Here is a 24,002-nt window from a genome sequence, read left to right as displayed (position 1 = left end):
CCCGCGCCCCTCACAAATTCGGCGTACCGCCCCGGTCAGGGAACCGGCCGGGGCCGCGCCCCGGAGAAGATCGGCTTACCGTCCCTCGCAAGAAAATCGTTTCAGCGGCGCAGCCAGACGGCGGTGTCGGCGGGGATACGGCCGTCGAGGAGAGGTCCGCTGGTGAGCAGGAGCTCACTGTGCGCGGGCAGCTCCGCGGGGGTGTCGGCCAGGTTGACGACGCAGACGAACGCGTCGGTGCGGCTGAAGGCGAGGACGCCCGGGTCGGAGTCGAGCCAGTGCATGGGACCGTCGCCCAGACCGGCCTCCGCGCTGCGAATCCGCAGCGCCGCCCGGTACAGCGAGAGCATCGACGCCGGGTCGGCGGACTGGATCTCGGCGGTGCGCCCCGCCCAGTCGGCCGGCTGCGGAAGCCACGGCTCCGCCGAACCCTCGGGGCTGAAGCCGAACGGCGAGGAGTCACCGGACCAGGGCAGCGGCACACGGCAGCCGTCCCGGCCGGGGTCGGTGCCGCCGGACCGCAGGTACATCGGGTCCTGGAGCTTGGCCGCCGGAATGTCCTCGACCTCGGGCAGCCCCAGCTCCTCGCCCTGGTAGAGGTAGACGGATCCGGGCAGCGCCAGGGTCAGCAGCGCGGCGGCCCGCGCCCTGCGGGTGCCCAGCTCCAGGTCGGTCGGGATGCCGAACGCCTTGGTCGCGAAGTCGAAGCCGGTGTCGACCCGCCCGTAGCGGGTGACCGTACGCGTCACGTCGTGGTTGCACAGCACCCACGTGGCGGGCGCGCCCACCGGCTCGTGCGCGGCCAGCGTCGTCTCGATGGACTTGCGGAGCTGCTCCGGCGCCCAGGGGCAGGCGAGGAAGTCGAAGTTGAACGCGGTGTGCATCTCGTCCGGCCGCAGATAGTGCGCGAAACGCACCGCGTCCGGCAGCCACACCTCGCCGACCAGGATCCGCGTGTTGTCGTATCCGTCGGCGATCCGCCGCCAGCCGCGGTAGATCTCGTGCAGGTCGTCCCGGTCGATGTACGGGTGCGGGGCGGCCGGGTCGCTGCTCAGATCGGGCAGCTCCGGGTCCTTGGCGACCATCGCGGCGGAGTCGATCCGTACGCCGCCCGCGCCGCGGTCGAACCAGAACCGCAGGATGTCCTCGTGCTCGGCCCGGACGTCCGGGTGGTTCCAGTTGAGGTCGGGCTGCTCGGAGTCGAAGAGGTTCAGGAACCAGTCGCCGGGCGTGCCGTCCGGGTCGGTCGTCCTCGTCCAGGCCGGGCCGCCGAACTGCGAAGGCCAGTTGTTCGGCGGCAGCTCGCCGTCGTCACCGCGGCCGGGGCGGAACCAGAAGCGGTCGCGCGCGGGCGATCCGGGACCGGCCGCCAGCGCCTCGCGGAACCACGGGTGGGCCGCCGATATGTGGTTCGGCACGATGTCGATGATCGTCCTGATGCCCAGCGCCAGGCCCTCGGAGATCAGCTTCTCGGCCTCGGCGAGCGTGCCGAAGACCGGGTCGATGTCCCGGTAGTCGGCCACGTCGTATCCGCCGTCGGCCATCGGCGACGGGTACCAGGGGTTGAACCAGAGGGCGTTGACGCCCAGCTCGGCCAGGTAGGGCAGCCGGGAACGCACCCCGGCGAGGTCTCCGGTGCCGTCGCCGTTGCTGTCGGCGAAGCTCCGCGGATAGACCTGGTAGATGACCGCGCCGCGCCACCAGTTCTCGTCGGCCTCGGGCTGAGGGGTGTCTGCCACGTCAACGTCCTTTCGGGCAGGTGGGACCCCGCCGCCGGCCCCGGAGGCGGGGATGTGGGCATAGAGGCCGGCGGCGGAGTGCTTGGGGGTGCGTTACGGAAGGCTTGCGGTCCGGTGACCCGTCAGCCCTTGAGGCTGCCCGCGGTCAGGCCGGACATGATGTTGCGCTGGAAGAGCAGGAAGATCAGCAGGGTCGGCACCGCGGAGATGGCCAGCGCGGCGATCAGCACGTTCTGCGGTACGCCCTGCGAGAGCGAGTTGATGCCGATGTTGATCGGCTGGTTCTTCGGGTCGGGCTCCACCAGCATCGGCCAGAGGAAGTCCTTCCAGACGTTGACCACCGCGAAGATCGACACGACGCCGAGGATCGGACGCGACATCGGCAGCACGATCGACCACAGCGTGCGCAGCGGCCCGGCGCCGTCGATCTTCGCCGCGGACATCAGATCCTCGGGAATCGAGTCGAAGAATCGCTTCAGCAGGAAGATGTTGAAGCCGTTGGCCACCGTGGGCAGCCAGATCGCCCACGGGGTGCCGATCAGGTTCACGTGCAGCAGCGGCAGGTCGAGGACCGTCATGTACTGCGGGACGATCAGCACCGCCGCCGGGATCATCAGCGTGGCGAGCATCATGCCGAGGATCAGATTGCCGAGCACCGGCCGGAGCTTGGAGATCGCGTACGCCGCCGCCACGTCGAAGACGAGTTGCAGCAGCAGCGCGCCGAACGCGTAATAGAAGGTGTTGAAGAGCAGCCGGGCGATCTTCAGCTCGCTCCAGGCGTCCGAGTAGTTGCTCGCCTTCGGGTGTTTCGGGAAGAGCGTCGGCGGATTCGCCAGGACTTCCTGGGCCGACTTGAAGCCGCCGGTCACCATCCAGTAGAGCGGGCCGAGGAACACCAGGGTGAAGACCAGGATGACCAGGCTCAGCACGGTCCAGTAGACGAATTTCGCCCGCGGTCGGCTCAAAGCGGCCGACGAGATCAGGGTCCGGTTTTGCTGGGTGAACGCTGCCATGTCCGTCTTCCGTCCTAGTCGCTGTTCCGGCTCAGCCGCGCGTACACACCGGAGAATCCGGCCAGCACCAGCAGCAGGAAAAGGCCCAGCGCCGCGGCGCTTCCGAAATTGTTGTAGCGGAACGCGTACTGGTAGACCATGTACACGACCGTCGTGGTGGAGTTCTCCGGGCCGTTGCCGCCGGTCAGCAGATAGACGTTGGTGAACTCCTGCATGGTCGCCACGATCTGGAGCAGCAGCATGAGTGAGAGCACCATGCGGGTCTGCGGGATCGTGACGTGCCAGATCTTGCTGAACAGCCCGGCCCCGTCCAGGTCGGCGGCCTCGTACAGCTCGCCGGGGATGTTCTGGAGCGCGGCCAGATAGATCAGCGTGGCGCTTCCCATGCTCATCCAGGTGGCCGCGATCACCACCGAGATCATCGCCGTGTGCGACGAGTCCAGCCATGCGGAGGTCGGCAGGTGCAGGGTCTTCAGAATGTGGTTGAAGAGCCCGTACTCCGGGTTGTAGAAGTACTTGAACAGCAGCACACCGGCGACCGGCGGAAGCATCACCGGCAGGTACACCAGAATGCGCAGGTACGCCTGTGCGTGCCGCAGTTCATTGAGCAGGATCGCCACGAAGAACGGCACGATGAAGCCGATCACCAGCGCGTACACCGTGAATTGCAGGGTGTTGCGCCAGGCCGTCCAGAAATACGGGTCGTGGTAGACCTGCTTGAGATTGTCGAAGCCCACCCAGGTGGTGACACCGCGCTTGGTCTTCTGGAAGCTCATGATGAACTCGCGGACCATCGGGTACCACGAGAAGAACCCGAAGCAGAGGACCGCGCCGATCAGGAAGCCGTACGCCTGGACGTTCTGCCGGACTTTACGGCTCAGGCCGGAACGGCGCTGCGTTCCATCGGGCTGACCAACGGGACGCCCGGCGTGGCGCCTACTCGATTTCTCGGGGACGGTTGTCGCCGCCATGGGTGCTCCTCGACTGAAGTGATGCGTCGGGCCGGTACCGCTGAGCGGGGGCCGGTCGCCGGACCGGCCCCCGCGGGCTGTCGTTACTGAGAGGCGGCCAGGAGGCTGTTGACCTGGGACTCGGCAGTGGAGAGCAGCTTGGAGATGTCAGCGTTCTTGTTGGTCAGAACACCGGACATCACCGTGTCGAGCACGGTGTAGATCTTCTGGGCGTTCGGCGGCTCGGGCTTCACGGGCACCTGGGCGTCGACGTACGTCTTGAAGTTCTCGACCGGGACGGTCGCGTTCGCGGCCTTGGTGGAGTTGTCCTTCTCCTTCGACGCGCCGGTGAAGAAGAAGGGCTGCGGGAGACCGACGGGCAGGCCGTCCGTCTTGTTCCGCGGGTAGTTGAACTGGCCCTTCTCGAGGGTCAGGTACTTGAAGTTGATCCAGGCGATGCCGGCCTTGATCTGGTCCGGGGAGGCCGACTTCTTGAACATGTAGTCGGCGCCGCCGAACAGCGAGGTCTTGCCGCCGGGGATCGGGGCCATGCCGAGGTCCTCGAACTTGGCCTTGTACTGCTGGACGACCAGCGGGATGTCGTCGGGAGCGCCGACGTACATGCCGACGACGCCGGTGCCCATCGCCTTCTGGACGTCGCCCCACTCCTTGCCCGGGGTGGCGGGCATGCTGTTGTCCGTCCAGCGCATGTCGTGCAGCGTGGTCAGCAGGGTCTTGGCGCTGTCGTCGTTGAACGTCGCCTTCTTGCCGTCCTCGGACACCATGGTGCCGCCGAGGCCGTACAGCTCGGACGTGAAGTGCCAGCCGCCCTGGTTGCCGCCGGCGTTCTCGATGAAGCCGTGGATGCCCTTGCTGCCGAGCTTGTCCTCGATCTGCTTGGAGGCGGCGCGGACGCCTTCCCACGTGGTGGGCGGGTTGTTCGGGTCCAGACCGGCGTCCTTGAAGATCTTCCGGTTGTAGATCAGGCCCATCTGGTAGTTCGAGGTGGGCAGACCGTACAGCTTGCCGCCGTCCTTGAGGACGTCGAGGACACCGGGGTCGATGTCCTTGAGGTTCGGGACCGTCTTGTCGTTGACGTATTCCGTGATGTCGGCCGCCTGGCCGGCGTCCAGCACCTGCTGGAGGTCGGTCATGTACGTGTAGAACGCGTCGGTCTGGCTACCGCCCTGGAGCTGGGCGGTGAACTTGGCCGGGTCCTCGCAAGGGAACGCGTCCTTGCTGTTGACCGTGACGTTCGGGTACGTCTTGTTGAACTCGGCGACGTCGTCGATCCACTGCTGGCGCTCGGCCTTCTTCGTGGTCGGCGGCTCACAGTCGACCGTGATCGACACCTTGGTCTTCGGGTCCAAGGGGGTGCCGGCGCTGCTGGAGCTGCTGCTGGCCTTCGTTCCCGGGTCATCCTTCTTGTCGTCGCTGCTGGAACACGCGGCAGCGGACAATCCGATGCCCGCGACCAGCGCGACCGCCACCAGTCTGCGGTAGCCGATTCTGCTCATGTTCAAAACCCTTTCCCCTGAACCACTGCGCGTCGTTGGACTGCGATCTGGGACCCCCGCGGCACATGGTGCACGTGATGCTCGGCGCAGTTGCACGCCGCCGTTTCGGGTTGGCTCAACGTACTTAACCCGATAGATGTCCGCAAGATGTCGCGCGAATTTCGCAAAGACACGACTTGGTTACGACGTCGGACGGCTCGCAAGTGGAAGCGGGGTCACCGGCCGTGTGCTCGCGGACGGCCCGTGACGGCCCCTCCGCGGGCCCGGCGCGGGCCGGGCCGGAGGGGGTGCCCACGGGCCCGGGAGGGTCGCCCGGCGGGCCCCAGGGGGCCGCGGCCGGCGGGTCGCCGGGGGAGCGGACGGCGGCGCCGGGGCGGGAGCACGGCTCTCCGCCCCGGCGCCGTGGTGGCATGGCTGAGCTCGGGCCGAGCCCGGGACGGGCTCAGCCCAGGTCCTGGCCCTGATCCTGGCTCGGGCCCTGGCTCAGGTCCGGGTTCGCGGGTGACTCGTGGTGCGGGGTCAGACGTTGGCGCGGGCCTCCGGGTGGGGGAGGCGGGAGGGGTGCGGGGCGGGACCGGTGGAACCGCGTACTACCAGTTCCGGTTCGAAGAACAGCTCGTCGTGGTCGACCGACGCCCCGCTGATCTCTCCGGCCAGCAGGTCCACGGCCGCCCGGCCCATCGCCTCGATCGGCTGCCGGACGGTGGTCAGCGGCGGCTCGGTGCAGTTCATCAGCGACGAGTCGTCGTAACCGATTACCGACACGTCCTCCGGCACCGACAGCCGCCTTCTGCGAGCCGCCCTTATGGTGCCGAGCGCCAGCAGGTCGCTCGCGCAGATGAAGGCCGTGATGCCGCGCGCGAGCAGCCGGCTGGCCGCCGCCTGGCCGCCCTCCAACGTGAACAGCGCGTGCTCGACGGTCACCGACGGGTCGACCCGGCGGGCGGCGGCGAGCTTGCGGCGCGACGGTACGTGGTCGGGCGGGCCGAGCACGAGGGCTATCCGCTGATGGCCGAGCGAGATGAGGTGGTTCATCGCCTGCTCGACCGCGACCGCGTCGTCACAACTGACGCGCGGGAAGTCGAGATGGTCGATGGCCGCGTTCATCAGCACGGTGGGCAGATTGCGCTCGGCCAGCCGCGCGTAGTGGTCGTGCGGTGACTCGGCCTGGGCGTAGAGCCCGCCGAAGAAGACCACGCCGGAGACATGCTGCTGGAGCAGCAGTTCCACGTAGTCGGCCTCGGAGACGCCGCCCGCGGTCTGGGTGCACAGCACCGGGGTGAAGCCCTGCTGCGCCAGCGCGCCGCCGACCACCTCGGCGAAAGCCGGGAAGATCGGATTTTGCAGCTCGGGCATGACCATGCCGACCAGCCGGGCGCGTTCCCCCCGGAGCTGGGTGGGCCGTTCGTAACCGAGCACGTCAAGAGCGGTGAGGACCGCTGCCCGGGTTCCGTCGGAGACGCCAGGCTTCCCGTTCAGCACGCGGCTGACGGTGGCCTCACTCACCCCGACCTTCTTTGCCACCTCGGCAAGTCGTCGTGTCATGGCGTCGATTCTAGTACAGGTGGCGCAAGTTTCTTGCGGTGAATTTGCGAGATCTCTGCAAGTCATCCAAATTTTGCGAAATCCAATCGACATCTTGCTGTCTCATGCATGACATCTCTAGGGTGTGCGTCACCTCTGTGACTCCAGTCAGAAGGGACACCCCCCACCCCATGGACAACAGACGTCGTTCCACGGCCTGGTTGGCTTCCGCCACCGCGGCGGCGGTCGTCGCGGGCGGGCTCGCGCTCGCCGTGACGGCCCAGTCGGCCAGCGCCGCCCCCTCCGTATCGACCGTCTCGCCCTTCGCCGTGAGCGGAGGCGCGAGCGTCCCGTTCACCGAGTACGAGGCCGAGGCCGCCGCCACCAACGGCTCGGCGGTCGGCCCCGACTACACCCAGTCCACCGTCGCCTCCGAGGCGTCGGGCCGCCGCGCGGTCAGCCTCAACGGCCAGGGCAAGTACGTCGAGTTCACCCTGACCGCCCCGGCCAACGCGGTGGATGTCGCCTACAACCTGCCGCGCGGCGCCTCAGGCACCGTCTCGGTCTACGTCAACGGCACCAAGATCAGCCAGAAGCTGGCGGTCACCGCGCAGTACAGCTACGTCGACACGTCGTGGATCGCCGGTTCCAAGACCCACCACTTCTTCGACGACTCGCGGATCAAGCTGGGCCAGAATCTGGCCGCCGGCGCCAAGGTCAAGCTCCAGCTCGACGCGGGCGACACCGGCCAGGCCACCATCGACGTCGCCGACTTCGAGCAGGTGGCGGGGGCGGCGAGCGCGCCGGCGAACTCCATATCCGTCGTCAGCAACGGCGCCGACGCCACCGGGGGCGCCGACTCCACCAGCGCCTTCAACACGACCATCGCCCAGGCGAAGTCGCAGGGCAAGGAGGTCTGGATCCCGTCCGGCGACTTCAAGCTGGGCTCCACCATCCAGGCCGACGGCGTCACCATCCGCGGCGCGGGCAACTGGTACTCCGTGCTGCACAGCTCGCACCTGATCGACCAGACCAGCGCGAGCGGCAACACCAAGCTGTACGACTTCGCCGTCTTCGGCGAGGTCAGCGTCCGCAACGACGGCTCGCCCGACAGCTTCATCACCGGCAGCCTCGGCCCGAACTCGGTGGTCTCCGGGATCTGGGTGCAGCGCGAGAAGTGCGGTCTGTGGCTGACCGGCAACAACAACAACCTCGTGGTGCAGAACAACCGCATCCTCGGCACCACCGCCGACGGCCTCAACCTGGACGGCAGCGCCAACGGCGTCCAGGTGAAGAACAACTTCCTGCGCAACCAGGGCGACGACAGTCTCGCCATGTGGTCGCTCGGCGCGCCCGACACGGGCAACACCTTCAGCAACAACACCATCGTGCAGCCCAACCTGGCCAACGGCATCGCGATCTACGGCGGCAGCAACAACACCGTCTCCAACAACGTGATCGCCGACACCAACGCGCTCGGCGGCGGCATCGCCATCTCCAACCAGGCGTTCCTCCAGCCCTTCAACCCGCTGTCCGGCACCGTCACGGTCTCCGGCAACACCCTGATCCGTACCGGCGCGCTGAACCCCAACTGGGGCCACCCGATGGGTGCGTTGCGCGTGGACAGCTATGACTACGCGATCAACAACGACATCCGGATCAGCAACACGACCTTCATCGGCAGCCCGTACAGCGACTTCGAGTTCGTCTCCGGCGGCGGCCACGGCTACACCATCAACGGCGTGACCGTCAGCGGCGCGACGGCCAGCAACACCGGCACGGTCGTGGTGCAGGCCGAGACGCCCGGCTCCGCGACCTTCACCAATGTGACGGCCACCGGCACCGGCGCGACGGGTACGTACAACTGCTCCTACCCGGCGAACCTGCCCGCCTTCACCATCAACCGCGGTGCGGGCAACAGCGGTTGGGACAGCAACTGGAACGACTGCTCCACCTGGCCGCAGCCGGGCTCGGGCAACCCGACCACCCCGCCGACCACGCCCCCCACCACCCCGGCCTCCGGCAACCTGGCCCAGGGGCACCCGGCCTCCGACACCGGTCACTCCGATGTCTACGTCGCGGGCAACGCGGTGGACGGCAACGCCAACAGCTACTGGGAGAGCACCAACAACGCCTTCCCGCAGTCGCTGACCGTCGACCTCGGCGCGGCCAGGACCGTCGGCCGGGTCGTCCTCAAGCTCCCGCCCGCCACGGCGTGGGCCCCCCGTACCGAGACGCTGAGCGTCCTCGGCTCCACCGACAACAACACCTACAGCACGCTGAAGTCGTCCGCGGGCTACACCTTCAACCCCGCGAGCGGGAACACCGTCACCATCCCGGTGACTCCCGCGAGCGCCCGCTACGTACGGCTGACCATCACCGGCAACACCGGCTGGCCCGCGGGCCAGATCTCCGAGTTCGAGGTCTACTCCTCGTAGCGTGAGGGGTCGCGCGCCGGGCGGCGGTCCTCCGACAGGAGGCCGCCGTCCGGCGTTTCGCCGTTCTCCTGGAGGTGCAGCGCGCGCAGCGCGATCTCGGTGGCGAACCGGTCGTCGGGGCGGGCGAGTTGGTCGCCGAAAGCGCGGTCGAGGATACGGATCCGGTAGCGCACGGTCTGCGGGTGCACGCCGAGCTGGTCGGCGATCTGCGCCGCGGTGCCTCGGGTGGTCAGCCAGATCCGCAGGGTGTCGATCAGCCGGGCGCGCTGGGTGGCGGTCAGCCCGACCAGCGGCCCCAGATAGCGCTTGGCGATCTGCGTGACCAGCGCGGGATCGCCCAATAACCACAGCGGCAGCAGATGGTTCTCGCTCAGCGCCACCGAGTCGTCGTCGATGATCCCGGCGTCGGCCAGCGCCAGTGTGTGCCGGGCCCAGCGCAGCGAATCCGCGGCCTCGCTCAGCGAGGTGGTCAGCCCGATCGCCGCCCGGCAGCCGTTGAGCGCCGCGTGCAGCCGCTCCCGCCGCTCGTCGGTGAACGGTCCCGGCACCAGCAGATGCGGCTCCGGGTCCGCGAAGTCCATCAGGATGTCCTTGTCGAGCGCCGCCCCGGCCGGACGCGTGTCGGGGGCGACCGCGATCAGCGTCACCTCCTCCGGCAGCGGCCACGCCGAGTGCTCGGCCAGCTCCGCCAGCGCGCTGCGGGCCACGGAGGCGCCGTTGAGAATCCGCCGCAACAGCCGGCGGCGGCGATTGTCGGGCTCCTCGCCCAGTTCCGCCATCGCCTGCACATAGCCCTCGCGGGAGAGTTCGGCGAGATCGCCCATGTACGCGAAGAGCGCGTCGGCGAAGGTCAGCATGAAGGACGCCGACAGGTTGTAGCGGCGGCCCACGCTGCGCACCCGGCGCAGCGCCACCTGGCAGCCGATGCGGTACGCGGCCTGGAGGTTGTCCAGGCTGCGGCCCTCGTACGCCTCGAAGCGGCCGAACTGGCGGCACAGGTCGTCGCGGAGCGCGGTGGTCGCGGTCGGCGCGGCCACCCGGTCGACGAAAGTGGCGATGCTCTGCTCGATACCGATTTTGATCACCCGGGCGTTCGGGCCCTCCAGCAAGTGGCCGTATTCGGGGATCGTGGTGACGATTTCCGTGGCCATCTCTTTTAAAAGGCTGGGGAGTTCCGGCCGCATGATGGCGGCGAACTCCCGTGGAATCGGACCGATTGATTCCGCCTGCTCCGGCGTCTGCCGCGTTACGGTCATGTCCGTACCCCCCTCCCGCGACGGCCCTGCTGGCCGGTGAACCGGTGAAGTGGTGTGCCACGCATGGTAGTCGCGGGCAACCTCGCTGCAACATAGACCAATCGCGTACGGAACGCAGCACCTTGCACACGGAAACGTGTCAGGCCCGCGACGGTGGGCGACGGCGACCGATGGCCATGGTTGCACTCCGGGTGATCGCCCGTCGGGCCGGCCGATGCGCGCACCGTGCGGCCGACTTGCTCACTTGCTTATAAAAAATCCCGGCGCACTGTTGCTTCCGTGACAGAAAAATACCCGAGAGTAGGGTCCGCCGGAGAATCTTGGCCGGGATTATTGCGCCTCCGGGTTACCCGTGCGTAACGTCCTGCTCCGCAAGGGCAACCGAGCGGAATCGGTGCCACGTTCCAGGTAGTGAGTCGTAACCGAATTCCCCTTCCCGCCACACATGGAAGACGCGGAAGCCGGTTTATCAGGTACGTCATCTCCCAGGAAGGATCAGCCCGTGCACAAGCTCTCCAGGACCGCCAAGGGAACCATGGTCACCGGTGCCGCGATGGCGGCGGCGCTCGGCCTCGCGGTCAGCCCGGCCTCGGCCGTCACGTACACCGTCTCGGGCAGCTCGTCGACCGGTGCGATCACCGCGACGGCCACCACGCCCACGCTGACCGACACCACCACGGGCACCAAGCTCACCTGCACCTCGTCGGCGGCCACCGCCACCGTGACCAACGGTTCGCACGGCGGCACCCTCGGCACCATCAACACCGTCTCGTGGAACACCTGCAAGGTCGGCGGCATCACCTTCTCCGTCGCCGCCCAGGGCACCCCGTGGACGCTGACCGGCACCGCCGCCACCACGTCCGCGGGCGTCACCACCGGCACGCTGACCGGCGTCAAGGCCACCCTGTCCGGTCTGTGCAACGCGACCTTCGCCGACCCCAGCGGCGTGGGCAACGGCGCCACCCTCAACGCCACGTACACCAACTCCACCCACACGCTGGCCATCACCGGCGGCACCCTCAAGGCGTACAACGTCTCCGGTCTGTGCCTCGGCCTGATCAACAACAACGACCTGGCCACCTACTCGGCCGGCTACGTCGTGACCCCCACGACGCTGAAGGTCGTCTCTCCCTGAGCCCGCCCCTCGCGTAACACCGGCCGCCGCGACCGCTGAAGCCCGCGCCGGCCGAACCGGGACCCCGGACCGCCGCAGTGGCGGCCGGGGTCCCGAACACGCACTGGAGGACAAAACTCCGCTTGTGTTTTGTCATTCGGTGACAGGAAATCCGCCCCGGTCCACGCCGTCGAATATTCGTCCGGTCGATCACTTGTGGGGCCTTATTACTCGACCGTAATGTCCTGCGTCGCCGACGCCTTCCTGAGGAGTTCCGTAATGAGGGGTGCCGTGAAGCCGCGCCGCGCGGTGCGGTTCGCCGCTGTCGCAGCGGCGGCGCTCCTGGCCGGACTGCTGCCAGGACCCGACTCCGCGGCCAGCGGCCCGGACGGCAAGGTGACCCTCGGATACGCGTGCGCCTTCCCCGCCGGTACGGCCGCCGACGGCTCCGGCGGCACCGACAAGGCCGTCGTCCAGGACGTCACCGTCGCGCTGGTGCAGAACTACCCGGACACCGCCGTGGTCGGAAAGCCCATCCAGCCGGGCGACCTGACGGCGACGGTCACCATGCCGCGGGCCGGCGCCGAGGCGCTGCTGCCCGCCGGCACCACAGCCCTGACCGGCGCCGCGAGCCTCACCGCCCATGTCGCGCAGGGCACTTCGCGAGCGGACGCCGTATGGCCGGGACTGACCGCCCCCTCGACACCCCTCAAGGGCGACGGGGACCTGGTGCTCACCTTCGGCGGCGCGGTGCCGCCGCTGACGGTCACCGCCTCCGGCGAAGTGCGCTTCACCGCAGGGGAGTTGGACCTCAAGCTCAGCCCCGTGACCGACCCCGCGTCCGCACCGCCCGACTCCCCGAGCACCGGCACCGACAGTGCGACCGGCACCGACAGCGACAGCGCGTCCGGCGCCGACAGCGCGACCGGCACGGCCGCGGACTCCGCCGGTACGGGCCAGGCCGCCAAGGACGCCGCCGACATCATCGGCACCTGCGCCCCCAAGCCCGACCAGGGCGACCTCCTCGGTACCGTCTCCGTCCCCGGCACCCCCGGCGGCTCCTCGGGACCCGGCCACGCCACCGCGCCCGGCGGCTCCTCGGCCGCCGCCCCCACGCCGCGCACCGGCTCCCGCGCGGGCGTCGGCAAGACCGGCGAGGGCGCGGGCGACGGAGCCCCCGACGCCGCCCGGTCCGACGGCCGCAACACCATCACGCTGGCCTCGCCCCCGCACTCCGGCGTGCACGACTGCGAGGACCCGCCGGAGGGCGACACCGACCCCGCGGTCATGGACTCCATTCCCCGGCCGCCCAACGCCGTCCGCAGCCCCGGCCCCGGCGACCCGCCGTTCCCCCCGTACTCCCAGTGCGGTTACGTCACCGGCTACTCCAACGTCTTCAAGCTCAAGGGCGCCGCGGTCATCAACGACCTGACCAAGAAGCCGACCCGCGTCACCGTCGTGCAGAAGAGCATCTGGACGGAGTTCACCGACCCCGACCCGCTCAAGCAGTACTTCGAGATCGACTCGATCGCGAAGCTGGCCCTGCCGCCGTCCGACACCACCTTCCTGACCTTCGGGTTCGTGCCGGTCACCGCCCGGATGGAACTGCTCCCCAAGGGCCTGATGACCGTCGTCACGGTCGGCACCAGCAACCTCGGCACGATCACCACCAGCACCATCTACGGCAAGCAGGAACTGCGGCTGTCCGACGTCAAGGTCAACGGCGTACCGCTGGACGTCGGCGCCGACTGCCGCGCCTCGGCGCCGCTGGACATCAAACTCGTCGGCTACGACCGCAGTTCACTGACCGGCCGCCCGACCGGACCCACGGACTACGGAGTGCAGGACGGCGGGCCGCTGGCCCAGGACGACCTCTACATTCCCCCGTTCACCGGCTGCGGCAGCCACGGAGAGAACCTGAATTCCCTCTTCACCTCGGCGATATCGGGGCACGGCAACTCACTGAATCTCATCCAGGGACCGCTGTGCGTGCCCATCGCGGCCTCGGGATGCGATCCGGAGATCGCCTTTCCCGAACCGCCCCACCACTGATCAGCTCCGGGAGGTGCAATGGGAATCGAAGTGATCGTCGAAGGACTCACCAAGTCCTTTGGTACGCAGAACGTCTGGCAGGACGTCACGCTCACACTGCCGCCCGGTGAAGTCAGCGTGATGCTCGGCCCTTCCGGAACCGGCAAGACGGTATTCCTGAAATCGCTCATCGGCCTGCTCAAGCCCGAACGCGGCCGGGTGCTCGTCGGCGGCGTCGACATGGTGAACAGCCCGGAGCGCGACATCTACGAGGCGCGCAAGATGTTCGGCCTGATGTTCCAGGACGGCGCGCTCTTCGGGTCGATGAACCTCTTCGACAACATCGCCTTCCCGCTGCGCGAGCACACCAGGAAAAAGGAGTCCGAGATCCGCCGCATCGTCATGGAGCGGGTCGACATGGTCGGCCTCCTCGGTGCCGAGGGCAAACTGCCGGGCGAGATATCCGGCGGCATGCGCAAACGCGCGGGACTCGCCCGCGCCCTGGTGCTCGACCCGCAGATCATCCTGTGCGACGAACCCGACTCCGGCCTCGACCCGGTCCGCACCTCGTTCATCTCGCAGCTCCTCATCGACCTCAACGCGCAGATCGACGCGACGATGCTGATCGTCACCCACAACCTCGACATCGCCTCGACCGTGCCCGACAACATGGGCATGCTCTTCCGCCGCGAACTGGTCGCCTTCGGCCCCCGCGAGCTGCTGCTCACCAGCAACGAGCCGGTCGTACGGCAGTTCCTCAGCGGACGCCGCGACGGACCGATCGGGATGTCGGAGGAGAAGGACGAAGCGGCCCTGGCCCGCGAGCAGTTGAACGGCCGCGAGCTGCCCGCGGCCCCGCGCCGCGTCGCGCCGCAGCTCGAACCGTCACCCGGACTGCCGCCCCGGCAGGCGGTACAGCGCCGCAGGGCCCGCGTCCTGGCCATGTGGGACCAGCTCCCGGCCGCGACCCGCGAAGCCGTACAGGCCGGACTCGTCCCCGTCCAGGGGGAGCCCGCATGACCGCGCCCGTACGGGTCCCGGGACCGGGACCCGAGCCGACCCCGCCGCGCCCCGAACGCGTCACCGTGCCGCGCCGCCCGATCCCCGGCACCGGCGCGCTGCGCGAGACCGGGCAGCTCATGACGCTCGCCGCCACCACCGTGCGCGACACCTTCCGCAGGCCGTTCCAGATGCGCGAACTCATCGAGCAGTTCTGGTTCGTGGCCAGCGTGACGATCCTGCCCGCCGCTCTGGTCTCGATCCCCTTCGGCGCCGTCATCGCCCTGCAAGTCGGCTCACTGGCACAGCAGTTGGGCGCCCAGTCGTTCACCGGCGGCGCCAGCGTGCTGGCCGTCATCCAGCAGGCGAGCCCGCTGATCGTCGCCCTGCTCATCGCGGGCGCGGGCGGCAGCGCCATCTGCGCCGACCTCGGCTCGCGCAAGATCCGCGAGGAACTGGACGCGATGGAGGTGATGGGCGTCTCCCCGGTGCAGCGGCTGATCGTGCCGCGCGTCCTGGCGACGATGCTCGTCGCGGTCTTCCTCAACGGCCTGGTCTCGGTCGTCGGCACCGCGGGCGGCTACTTCTTCAACGTCATCGTCCAGCACGGCACCCCCGGCGCGTACCTGTCCAGCTTCTCCGCGCTCGCCCAGCTCCCCGACCTGTACATCAGCGAGATCAAGGCCGTGATCTTCGGCTTCATCGCGGGCATCGTCGCCGCCTACCGCGGCCTGCACCCCAAGGGCGGCCCCAAGGGCGTCGGCGACGCGGTCAACCAGTCCGTCGTCATCACCTTCCTGCTGCTGTTCCTGGTGAACGTCGTCCTGACCGCGATCTACCTCCAGCTCGTCCCGCAGAAGGGAGCCTGAGCGATGGCGCTCCTGGACAAGGACACCCCGCAGGCCGAGCCGCCGCCCGACGGACCACGGCCGCGCCGACGCCGGAACACCGGCCGCTGGCTGCACTGGCTGGACGAGACAGGCGACCACTTCATCTTCCACATCACCGCCGTGCTGTGGATCCCGCGCACCCTGCGCCGCTACCTCAAAGAGGTCCAACGCCTGCTCGCCGAGGTCGTGTTCGGCAGCGGCGGCCTCGGCGTCATCGGCGGCACCGTCGGCGTGATGATCGGCATGACCCTCGCCACCGGCACCGTCGTCGGCCTCCAGGGCTACGCGGCGATGAACCAGCTCGGCACCGCCGCGTTCACCGGCTTCATCTCCGCCTACTTCAACACCCGCGAGATCGCCCCGCTCGTCGCGGGCCTGGCCCTGTCGGCCACCGTCGGCGCCGGATTCACCGCCCAGCTCGGCGCGATGCGGATCAACGAGGAGATCGACGCGCTGGAGGGCATGGGCCTGCGCAGCATGCCGTACCTGGTCACCACCCGGATCATCGCCGGGGTCGTCGCCATCGTCCCGCTCTACGGCATCGGCCTGCTCAGCAGCTACGTCGCCTCCCGGATGGTCACCGTCATGTTCAACGGCCAGTCCGCGGGCACCTACGACCACTACTTCAACCTCTTCCTGTCCCCGCAGGACGTCCTGCTCTCCGGACTGAAAGTGCTGATCTTCAGCGTCATCGTGATCCTCGCCCACTGCTACTACGGATTCACCGCCAAGGGCGGCCCCGCGGGCGTCGGCATCGCCGTCGGCCGCTCGGTGCGCAACGCCATCGTGATCATCTCGATCACCGACTTCTTCCTCAGCCTGGCGATCTGGGGCGCCACCACGACGGTGCGGGTGGCGGGATGACCACCACCGACACCCGTCCCGCCGGAGCGCCCCCGGCCCCGCGCCGCCGCCCGACCGGCGGCGCCACCGCCCGCCGCAGGACCGCCGGCGTCGTCTTCCTGCTGGTGCCCGCGCTGCTGGCCTGGCTCGCGGTCGCCGTCTACGACAAGACGTTCAGCGACACCGCGACCGTCCACCTGGAGACCGGCACCGTCGGCAACGAGATGCACCAGGGCGCCGACGTGAAACTGCGCGGGGTCGTCGTCGGCCGGGTCGCCTCGATCAGCGCCGACGGCGACGGCGCCCGGCTCAACCTCGCCATCGACCCCGGCCAGCTCAAGCGCATCCCCGCGGACGTCACCGCGCAGATGCTGCCCACCACGCTGTTCGGCGAACGCTTCGTGGCCCTCGTACCCCCCGCGGGCACCGACACCACCGGCGGCGGCCCCACCCTCGCCGCCGACAGCACCATCGCCCAGGACCGCTCCAGCGACGCCATCGAGCTCCAGCAGGTGCTCGACAACGTGCTGCCGCTGCTCACCGCCGTCCAGCCGCAGAAGCTCGCCGCGACCCTCAACGCCGTCGCGACCGCGCTCGACGGCCGCGGCACCCAGCTCGGCACCACCCTCGTCCAGCTCGACCGCTACCTGACCAAGCTCAACCCCGAACTGCCCGTGCTGAACGACGACATCAAGCAGCTCGTCACCGTCAGCCACGTCTACAACGCCGCCGCGCCCGACATCGTGCAGGCCCTCACCGACTTCACCAGGACCAGCGGCACCATCGCCGAGGAACAGGCCGACCTCAACAGCGTGTACGGCAGTACCACCGCCACCGCGCAGGACCTGACGACGTATCTGCGGCAGAACAAGGACACCATCATCCGGCTGACCGCCGACAGCCGCGGCACCCTCGGGCTGCTCGCGAAGTACTCCCCGTCCTTCCCCTGCACGCTGCGCACCCTGGCCGCCTTCGTCCCCGTCATGGACAAGGCGCTCGGCAAGGGCACCCACGAGCCGGGACTGCACGTCGACCTCACCAGCGTGCCGTCCCGCGGCAAGTACGTACCCGGCAAGGACACCCCGGTGTACGACGCGAGCGGCGGCCCGCAGTGCTACCCGGTCCCGTACACCGGCCGCGGCGGCGCACCGGCCGCGACGCACTCCACGAAGTCCGCGACCTCGCCGACCGCCACCACGTCCACCGCGTCCACGGCGTCCACGGCGTCCACGTCCAGCGTGACCACCACCGACTCTCCGGCCAACTCCCCGCAGGAGAACGAGCTGATCAACGAACTCCTCGCGCCGGGCATCGGCACCGACCCCGGCTCGCTCCCCGACTGGAGCAGCCTGCTCACCGGTCCCGTCTACCGAGGGGCGGAGGTGACGGTGCGGTGAAGCGCCGCAGCCTCGTCGGACCGATCGTCAAGTCGCTGATCTTCATCCTGGTCACCGCGCTGGCCACCACCGTCCTCGCGGTGAGCATCGCGGGCGGAACCGACGTCGGCGACACCACCGGCTACAACGCCCGGTTCACCGACGCCACCGGCCTCACCTCGGGCGACAGCGTCCGGATCGCCGGGGTCAAGGTCGGCCAGGTCGACTCGATCAAGGTCGTCGACCACCGCGTCGCGCAGGTGCACTTCTCGGTGCAGCGCGCCCGGAAGCTGCCCGGCTCGGTGACCGCCACCATCAAGTACCTCAACATGGTCGGCCAGCGGTACATCGACCTCCAGCAGGGCACGGGACCGGTCGGCCAGGCGCTCGCCCCCGGCGACACCATCCCGCTCCAGCGCACCACCCCGGCCCTCGACCTCACCCAGCTCTTCAACGGCTTCCAGCCGCTGTTCCAGGGCCTGTCGCCCAAGGACGTCAACCAGCTCGCGGGCGAGATCGTCCAGGTGCTCCAGGGCGAGGGCGGCACCGTCGACAGCCTGATCAGCAACGTCGGTTCGCTGACCACGACGCTCGCCGCGAAGGACAAGGTGATCGGCCAGGTCATCGACAACCTCAACTCGGTGCTCACCACGGTGAACACCCGCGAGGCCGGGTTCAACGACCTGGTGACCTCGCTCCAGCAGCTCGTCAGCGGCTTCGCCTCCGACCGCGAACCGATCGGCCAGTCGATCACCGCGATCTCCCAACTCACCACCAGCACCGCCGGGTTGCTCACCGACGGCCGCCAGCCGCTGAAGGACTCCATCGCCCAGCTCGGCCGGCTGTCCACCAACCTCGCCGACAACACACCGCAGTTGGAGAACTTCCTCACCAAGACCCCGGCCAAGCTCCAGACCATCGGCCGGCTCGCCTCCTACGGCTCCTGGCTCAACCTCTACCTCTGCCAGGCCACCGTCGCCGGGGTCACCACCTCCGACGGCAGCAAGCCGCCCACCGGCATAGCGATCACCGAATCGAGGTGCCGGTCATGAACCGCCCCCGCATACCGACCCCGCGCCTCCGCTTCCGCGCCCCCGCGCGCCGGGGCCGCCCCCTCTTCCGGCCGCTGCGCGAACGCAGCCCCGTCCTCGTCGGCACCGTCGGCCTGCTCGTGCTCGCCCTGGCCGGCCTGGTCGCGTACAACGCGGACGCGCTCCCGCTGATCGGCGGCGGCACCACGTACAGCGCGAGCTTCACCGAGGCCGCCGGGCTCAGGTCCGGCAACGAGGTGCGGGTCGCGGGCGTCAAGGTCGGCAAGGTCACCGGGGTGTCGCTGGACGGCGCCCAGGTCAAGGTCACCTTCCGCGTCAAGGACACCTGGATCGGCGACGCCAGCACCGCCGCCATCGGCATCAAGACGCTGCTCGGCGAGAAGTACCTGGCCGTCGACCCGCTCGGCAGCCGCGCGCAGAACCCCGGCCAGCGCATCCCCAGGACCCGCACCACCTCGCCGTACGACGTCACGCAGGCGCTCGACGGCCTCGGCAACACCCTCGGGTCGATCGACACCACGCAGCTCGCCGCCAGCTTCCAGACCCTCTCCGACACCTTCAAGGACACCCCGGCCTCGGTGCGCAGCGCCGCCACCGGCCTGTCGTCGCTGTCGCGGACCATCTCCAGCCGGGACGCCCAGCTCGCCGACCTGCTCGCGGGCAGCAAGCAGCTCACCAAGACCCTCTCCGACCAGAACAGCCGCTTCCAGACGCTGATCTCGGACGGCAACCTGCTGCTCGGCGAGATCCAGAAGCGCCGCGACGCCATCCACGCGCTGCTCACCGGCACCCAGGACCTCGGCACCCAGCTCAACGGCCTGGTCGCCGACAACAACCGGCAGCTCGGCCCGACCCTGGACGCCCTCGACCGGGTCACCGGCGTACTGCTCGCCAACCAGTCCAGCCTCGACAAGGCGCTCGCCCTGGCCGGGCCTTACTACCGGCTGGTCGGCAACACCCTCGGCAACGGCCGCTGGTTCGACAGCTATCTGTGCGGCCTGGTCCCCAAGAGCTATCTGCCCCCGGGCACCCAGCCGACGACCGGGTGCGAACCGCCCAAGGCGACGGGAGGCACATCGTGAAGGCATCCATCGGCCGCGCCGCGCGAGGGCGGCGGGCCATCGCCCTCGGCACGGTGCTCGCCGTCGTCCTCGCGGCCCTCGCCTACGGCGGCGTACGCCTCTTCGGCGGCCCCGACGGCACCAGGATCACCGCCTACTTCGACCACGCCGTGGGCGTCTACGCCGGATCCGACCTGCGCGTGCTCGGCGTCAAGGTCGGCACCGTCGACTCGGTGAAGCCGCAGGGCAAGCAGGTCAAGGTCGTGCTGGTCCTCGACCACGGGGTGAAGGTCCCCGCGGGAGCCGGCGCCGTCGTCGTCGCGCCCAGCGTCGTCGCCGACCGCTACATCCAGCTCACCCCGGCCTACACCGGCGGCCCCCGGATCACCGCGGGCACCGTCATCCCGGCCACCCGCACCGCGACCCCCGTCGAGGTCGACCAGCTCTACGAGAGCATCACCCGGCTCAGCGACGCCCTCGGCCCGAACGGCGCCAACGCCACCGGCGCCCTGTCGAACCTCCTCGACACCGGCGCGAAGAACCTCGACGGCAACGGCAAGGCCATCGGCGACAGCATCGACCAGCTCGGCCAGGCCACCAAGACCCTCAACGGCCACAGCGACGACCTCTTCGCGACCCTGTCCTACCTCCAGTCCTTCACCACCATGCTGAAGAACAACGACGGCAAGGTACGGGCCGCCACCGACCAACTCTCCACCGTCAGCGGCTTCCTGGCCGAGGACAAGGAGAACCTGGGCGGCGCGCTGCACCAACTGTCCACCGCGCTCGGCCAGGTGAAGACCTTCATCCAGGACAACCGGGCCCGGCTGAAGACCAGCATCGGCAAACTCGCCCCGATCACCCAGACGTTGGTCGACCAGCGCGCCTCACTCGCCGAACTCCTCGACACCGCGCCGCTGGCCGCCGACAACCTCCTCAACGCCTACGACCCGCAGCACGGCACCATCGACGGGCGCGCCAACATCAACGAACTGAGCATGGGCGGCGACATCTCGCCCGCCGCCGCCAAGGACACCGCAAGGACCGGCTCCGACTTCACACCCGCGGCCAAGGACGCCAAGACCCTGCCGCTGCCCCTGCCGGCGGTCGGCACCGTCTACACCAAGGGGGCGGCCCGATGAAGCGTCCGCACACCCGGGGGAGCGCCGCCACCGTCGGCGGGACCGCGCTGCTCGCGCTCGCCCTCGCCGGCTGCTCGCTGAACGTCCAGAACGTGCCGCTGCCCGGCGGCGCCGACCTCGGCGGCCACCCCTACACCGTCAAGGCCGACTTCGCCGACGTCCTCGACCTCGTCCCGCAGGCGTCCGTACGCGTCAACGACGTCGCCGTCGGCCGCGTCACCAAGATCGGCCTCGGCGCCGACGGCTGGTCCGCGACCGTCACCATGAAGGTCAACGGCAAGGTGCGACTGCCCGCCAACGCGTACGCGCACCTGGAACAGTCCAGCCTGCTCGGCGAGAAGTACATCCAGCTCTCCGCGCCGCCCGGCACGCGGGCCGCCAGCGGCACCTTGCGCGACGGCGCCGTCATCCCCGCCTCGCGCACCAACCGCAACCCCGAGGTCGAAGAGGTCTTCGGCGCACTGTCCATGCTGCTCAACGGCGGCGGCGTCGCCCAGCTCAAGACCATCTCGGTGGAGCTGAACAAGGCCCTGACCGGCAACGAACCGCAGATCCGCTCCATGCTCCACCAGGTCGACACGCTCGTCAGCGACCTCGACGCCCACAAGCAGGACATCACCGACGCGCTCGACGGCGTCAACGAACTGTCCGCCACCCTCGCCGCCCGCGACCAGAAGATCGGCACCGTACTGACCGGCCTCAGCCCCGGACTGAAGGTGCTGGAACAGCAGCGCGGCTCGCTGGTCACCATGCTGCGCTCGCTGGACACGCTCTCCGGCGTCGCGGTGGACACCGTCAACCGCAGCAAGGACGACATGGTCGCCGACCTCAAGGCCCTCGCGCCCACCCTGCGACGGCTCGCCGACGCGGGCGACGCGCTGCCCGACTCGCTCCAGGTGCTGGTCACCTACCCGTTCACCGACGAGGTCCTCAACGGCGTCAAGGGCGACTACCTCAACGTCTACCTCGACCTGACCGCCGTACCCGGCACGCAGCTCATCCCCGAGATGCCCGCGTCCGGGAACGTCTACCCGCCCGACCCCGAGAACCCGATGTCCGCGCACACCAAGGCCGACCGGACGAGGACCGTCGACAAGAAGCTGCGGGAGGCGGGCATCCCGCTGCCGCTGCCGTCGGTCACCGGCTCGACCAGGACCGGGGGCCGCTGATGCTGACCCGCGTCACCATCGCCAAGAACATCGCCTTCCTGCTGATCGCCGTGCTCGTGCTCGGCTTCATCGGCGTCCGCTACGCCGACCTCGGCCGGTACGTGGGCCTGCGCGGCTACTACACCGTCAAGGTCGAACTCCCTGAAGCGGGCGGCCTGTTCGAGCACGCCAACGTCACCTACCGCGGTGTCTCGGTCGGCCGGGTCGGCCCGATCAGACTCACCGACGACGGCGTGGAGGCGTCCTTGCGGATCAACGACTCCGCGCCGCACATCCCCTCCCACCTCAAGGCCGTCGTCGCCAGCCTGTCCGCCGTCGGCGAGCAGTACATCGACCTGCGGCCGACCACCGACCAGGGGCCGTATCTCGCCGACGGCTCCCGCGTCGAACGCGCCGACACCACCATCCCCGCGCCCGTCACCAACCTGCTCACCAGCGTCAACAGCCTGGCCGGATCGGTCCCGTTGAAGTCCCTTCAGACCGTCGTCGACGAATTCGGCAAGGCGTTCGCGGGACAGGGCGACAACCTCCAGTCGCTGCTCGACACCAGCGGCGAGTTCATCTCCGCCGCGGACATGAACCTGCCCGGCAACATCACGCTGATGGCCGACGGGCGGACGGTGCTGCGCACGCAGGCCGACGAGGGCGACGCCATCAAGTCCTTCGCCAGCAGCGCCAGTCAGCTCGCCAAGCAGCTCAACGACTCCGACACCGACCTGCGACGGCTCATCGCCGCGGCGCCCGACGCGGCCGGGCAGGTCAGCGCGCTGCTGCGGGACGTCGGACCCCAACTCAGCGTCGTCCTCGCCAACTTGCTGACCACCTCGGACGTGGCCGTCACCCGGCAGCACGGCATCGAGGAATTCCTGGTCAAGGTGCCCGCGGTGGCCGCCGCCGGATCGACGGCGGTGGACGGCAAGGGCCTGCACTTCGGCATGGCCGTCACCTTCTTCTCCCCGCTGCCCTGCACCTCCGGATACGGCGGCACCACGTACCGCAACGGCCTCGACACCAAGGCGCCCGCCACCGCCCTCAACACCGCGGCCCGCTGCACCGCCCCCGCCTCCTCCGGCACCGACGTGCGCGGCTCGGCCAACGCCCCGAACGGCGGGGGCGTCCCGAACCCCGTGCAGCCCGGCTCGGTGCTGCCGACCGGCGCCGGGCCCCCGTCCGCCGCGGGCCCGTCCACCGGGACGACGACGTACGGCACGAGCGTGCTGCCGGGAGCGCTGGGCCTGCCCTCGCTGCCGACCGGGCCCACCGGCGGCACGATGGCGGATCTGCTCGGCCTCGGTGACACGCGGTTCGGTGACACGCGCTCCGGGGGCACGGGCTTCGGGGACACGCGTTTCGGGGGCACGGGCTTCGGGGGCACCCGATGAGCGCCCGCCGGTCCACCCTGGTCTGGGTCACCGCGTGGGCGGTCGCCGCCGTGGTGTGCGCGCTCGGCGCCTGGTCGTACGCGGACACGCGCGGCGACGGCACGCTCAATTACGCCAAGGCCCGCGACGCCGTACTGACCGACGGGCAGCGGGACATCACCCGGCTGAACACGGTGGACGCGGCCCACCTGGACCGCGACCTCGCGGCCTGGCTGGACACGACGACCGGGCCGCTGCACGACCGCATGAGCCGTACGCACACCGCGGACGCCGCCGCGCTCAAGCAGTCCGGCACCTCCACCCGGGGCACGGTCACCGACGCGGCGGTCACCGAACTCGACACCAGGGCCGGTACAGCGAAGCTCATCGCGACCGTGCAGGTCCGGGTCATGCCGCGCGGCGGCGCGGCCACCACCGACCGCAAGCGGTTCGAGGCGGGCCTGTCCCGTACCTCGGACGGCTGGAAACTCACGGCGCTCACCGCGGTGCCCGTCGGCGCGAGCTAG

Annotated in this window: 19 protein-coding genes; 13 read left to right on the top strand and 6 right to left on the bottom strand. The window is 69.5% G+C overall.

What is annotated here, in order from left to right; genetic code table 11:
• Positions 1-101: 101 nt before the first annotated feature.
• From ABZX65_RS04545 to ABZX65_RS04525, 5 genes are all read right to left on the bottom strand, one after another.
• Positions 102-1,739 (bottom strand): alpha-amylase family glycosyl hydrolase, encoded by a 1,638-nt coding sequence (locus ABZX65_RS04545; RefSeq protein WP_355334474.1) that lies wholly within the window; start codon positions 1,737-1,739, stop codon positions 102-104.
• 122 nt (positions 1,740-1,861) lie between these two features.
• Positions 1,862-2,752, bottom strand: coding sequence for a carbohydrate ABC transporter permease (locus tag ABZX65_RS04540; protein ID WP_355334473.1), 891 nt, complete (start codon positions 2,750-2,752; stop codon positions 1,862-1,864).
• A gap of 14 nt (positions 2,753-2,766) precedes the next feature.
• On the bottom strand, positions 2,767-3,723 hold the full coding sequence (locus tag ABZX65_RS04535) for a sugar ABC transporter permease (protein ID WP_355334470.1): 957 nt from the start codon (positions 3,721-3,723) through the stop codon (positions 2,767-2,769).
• A gap of 83 nt (positions 3,724-3,806) precedes the next feature.
• Complete coding sequence (locus ABZX65_RS04530; protein WP_355334468.1) at positions 3,807-5,219, bottom strand: extracellular solute-binding protein; 1,413 nt, start codon at positions 5,217-5,219, stop codon at positions 3,807-3,809.
• 519 nt (positions 5,220-5,738) lie between these two features.
• Positions 5,739-6,764, bottom strand: coding sequence for a LacI family DNA-binding transcriptional regulator (locus tag ABZX65_RS04525; RefSeq protein WP_188279764.1), 1,026 nt, complete (start codon positions 6,762-6,764; stop codon positions 5,739-5,741).
• A gap of 170 nt (positions 6,765-6,934) precedes the next feature.
• On the opposite strand from ABZX65_RS04525, the gene ABZX65_RS04520 reads away from it, so the two are divergent.
• Complete coding sequence (locus ABZX65_RS04520) at positions 6,935-9,181, top strand: discoidin domain-containing protein (protein WP_355334465.1); 2,247 nt, start codon at positions 6,935-6,937, stop codon at positions 9,179-9,181.
• Here ABZX65_RS04520 and ABZX65_RS04515 read toward each other — a convergent pair.
• Positions 9,169-10,437 (bottom strand): helix-turn-helix domain-containing protein, encoded by a 1,269-nt coding sequence (locus tag ABZX65_RS04515; protein ID WP_355334463.1) that lies wholly within the window; start codon positions 10,435-10,437, stop codon positions 9,169-9,171. The two genes, ABZX65_RS04520 and ABZX65_RS04515, sit on opposite strands and share 13 nt — an antisense overlap.
• Positions 10,438-10,939: 502 nt before the next feature.
• Here ABZX65_RS04515 and ABZX65_RS04510 point away from each other — a divergent pair.
• From ABZX65_RS04510 to ABZX65_RS04455, 12 genes are all read left to right on the top strand, one after another.
• Positions 10,940-11,572 (top strand): hypothetical protein, encoded by a 633-nt coding sequence (locus ABZX65_RS04510; RefSeq protein WP_355334461.1) that lies wholly within the window; start codon positions 10,940-10,942, stop codon positions 11,570-11,572.
• A gap of 258 nt (positions 11,573-11,830) precedes the next feature.
• On the top strand, positions 11,831-13,603 hold the full coding sequence (locus ABZX65_RS04505) for a DUF6801 domain-containing protein (protein ID WP_355334459.1): 1,773 nt from the start codon (positions 11,831-11,833) through the stop codon (positions 13,601-13,603).
• 18 nt (positions 13,604-13,621) lie between these two features.
• A complete protein-coding gene (locus ABZX65_RS04500; RefSeq protein WP_355334456.1) occupies positions 13,622-14,602 on the top strand; it encodes an ATP-binding cassette domain-containing protein in 981 nt (326 codons plus the stop codon).
• Complete coding sequence (locus ABZX65_RS04495) at positions 14,599-15,450, top strand: ABC transporter permease (RefSeq protein WP_188279770.1); 852 nt, start codon at positions 14,599-14,601, stop codon at positions 15,448-15,450. Before ABZX65_RS04500 ends, ABZX65_RS04495 begins: the two co-directional genes overlap by 4 nt.
• A 3-nt stretch (positions 15,451-15,453) precedes the next feature.
• Entirely contained in the window at positions 15,454-16,335 is an 882-nt protein-coding gene (locus tag ABZX65_RS04490) for an ABC transporter permease (RefSeq protein WP_355334453.1), read from the top strand.
• Entirely contained in the window at positions 16,332-17,711 is a 1,380-nt protein-coding gene (locus ABZX65_RS04485; RefSeq protein ID WP_355334450.1) for an MCE family protein, read from the top strand. Before ABZX65_RS04490 ends, ABZX65_RS04485 begins: the two co-directional genes overlap by 4 nt.
• A complete protein-coding gene (locus ABZX65_RS04480; protein ID WP_355334448.1) occupies positions 17,708-18,742 on the top strand; it encodes an MCE family protein in 1,035 nt (344 codons plus the stop codon). Before ABZX65_RS04485 ends, ABZX65_RS04480 begins: the two co-directional genes overlap by 4 nt.
• Entirely contained in the window at positions 18,739-19,824 is a 1,086-nt protein-coding gene (locus tag ABZX65_RS04475; protein WP_355334446.1) for an MCE family protein, read from the top strand. The genes ABZX65_RS04480 and ABZX65_RS04475 overlap by 4 nt, the downstream gene beginning before the upstream one ends.
• Complete coding sequence (locus tag ABZX65_RS04470; protein WP_355334444.1) at positions 19,821-20,945, top strand: MCE family protein; 1,125 nt, start codon at positions 19,821-19,823, stop codon at positions 20,943-20,945. The genes ABZX65_RS04475 and ABZX65_RS04470 overlap by 4 nt, the downstream gene beginning before the upstream one ends.
• Complete coding sequence (locus ABZX65_RS04465) at positions 20,942-22,114, top strand: MCE family protein (protein ID WP_355334442.1); 1,173 nt, start codon at positions 20,942-20,944, stop codon at positions 22,112-22,114. Before ABZX65_RS04470 ends, ABZX65_RS04465 begins: the two co-directional genes overlap by 4 nt.
• Positions 22,114-23,496 (top strand): MlaD family protein, encoded by a 1,383-nt coding sequence (locus ABZX65_RS04460; RefSeq protein ID WP_355334439.1) that lies wholly within the window; start codon positions 22,114-22,116, stop codon positions 23,494-23,496. The genes ABZX65_RS04465 and ABZX65_RS04460 overlap by 1 nt, the downstream gene beginning before the upstream one ends.
• The gene (locus ABZX65_RS04455; RefSeq protein WP_355334437.1) at positions 23,493-24,002 is read left to right on the top strand and encodes a hypothetical protein; all 510 of its coding nucleotides are present in this window, start codon (positions 23,493-23,495) and stop codon (positions 24,000-24,002) included. Before ABZX65_RS04460 ends, ABZX65_RS04455 begins: the two co-directional genes overlap by 4 nt.

The sequence above is a fragment of the Streptomyces sp. NPDC003300 genome (assembly GCF_040610915.1).
In the GTDB taxonomy this organism is placed as follows: domain Bacteria; phylum Actinomycetota; class Actinomycetes; order Streptomycetales; family Streptomycetaceae; genus Actinacidiphila.
Note: the sequence above shows the minus strand (reverse complement) of the source record. Positions and strands in the feature narration are given on the sequence as shown.

What these genes read in the sequence shown, in the direction of transcription:
- ABZX65_RS04540 (WP_355334473.1), bottom strand. Translation starts at nt 2,752, where the DNA reads ATGGCAGCGTTCACCCAGCAAAACCGGACCCTGATCTCGTCGGCCGCT.
- ABZX65_RS04535 (WP_355334470.1), bottom strand. Translation starts at nt 3,723, where the DNA reads ATGGCGGCGACAACCGTCCCCGAGAAATCGAGTAGGCGCCACGCCGGG.
- ABZX65_RS04530 (WP_355334468.1), bottom strand. Translation starts at nt 5,219, where the DNA reads ATGAGCAGAATCGGCTACCGCAGACTGGTGGCGGTCGCGCTGGTCGCG.
- ABZX65_RS04525 (WP_188279764.1), bottom strand. Translation starts at nt 6,764, where the DNA reads ATGACACGACGACTTGCCGAGGTGGCAAAGAAGGTCGGGGTGAGTGAG.
- ABZX65_RS04520 (WP_355334465.1), top strand. Translation starts at nt 6,935, where the DNA reads ATGGACAACAGACGTCGTTCCACGGCCTGGTTGGCTTCCGCCACCGCG.
- ABZX65_RS04515 (WP_355334463.1), bottom strand. Translation starts at nt 10,437, where the DNA reads ATGACCGTAACGCGGCAGACGCCGGAGCAGGCGGAATCAATCGGTCCG.
- ABZX65_RS04505 (WP_355334459.1), top strand. Translation starts at nt 11,831, where the DNA reads ATGAGGGGTGCCGTGAAGCCGCGCCGCGCGGTGCGGTTCGCCGCTGTC.
- ABZX65_RS04500 (WP_355334456.1), top strand. Translation starts at nt 13,622, where the DNA reads ATGGGAATCGAAGTGATCGTCGAAGGACTCACCAAGTCCTTTGGTACG.
- ABZX65_RS04495 (WP_188279770.1), top strand. Translation starts at nt 14,599, where the DNA reads ATGACCGCGCCCGTACGGGTCCCGGGACCGGGACCCGAGCCGACCCCG.
- ABZX65_RS04490 (WP_355334453.1), top strand. Translation starts at nt 15,454, where the DNA reads ATGGCGCTCCTGGACAAGGACACCCCGCAGGCCGAGCCGCCGCCCGAC.
- ABZX65_RS04485 (WP_355334450.1), top strand. Translation starts at nt 16,332, where the DNA reads ATGACCACCACCGACACCCGTCCCGCCGGAGCGCCCCCGGCCCCGCGC.
- ABZX65_RS04475 (WP_355334446.1), top strand. Translation starts at nt 18,739, where the DNA reads ATGAACCGCCCCCGCATACCGACCCCGCGCCTCCGCTTCCGCGCCCCC.
- ABZX65_RS04465 (WP_355334442.1), top strand. Translation starts at nt 20,942, where the DNA reads ATGAAGCGTCCGCACACCCGGGGGAGCGCCGCCACCGTCGGCGGGACC.
- ABZX65_RS04460 (WP_355334439.1), top strand. Translation starts at nt 22,114, where the DNA reads ATGCTGACCCGCGTCACCATCGCCAAGAACATCGCCTTCCTGCTGATC.
- ABZX65_RS04455 (WP_355334437.1), top strand. Translation starts at nt 23,493, where the DNA reads ATGAGCGCCCGCCGGTCCACCCTGGTCTGGGTCACCGCGTGGGCGGTC.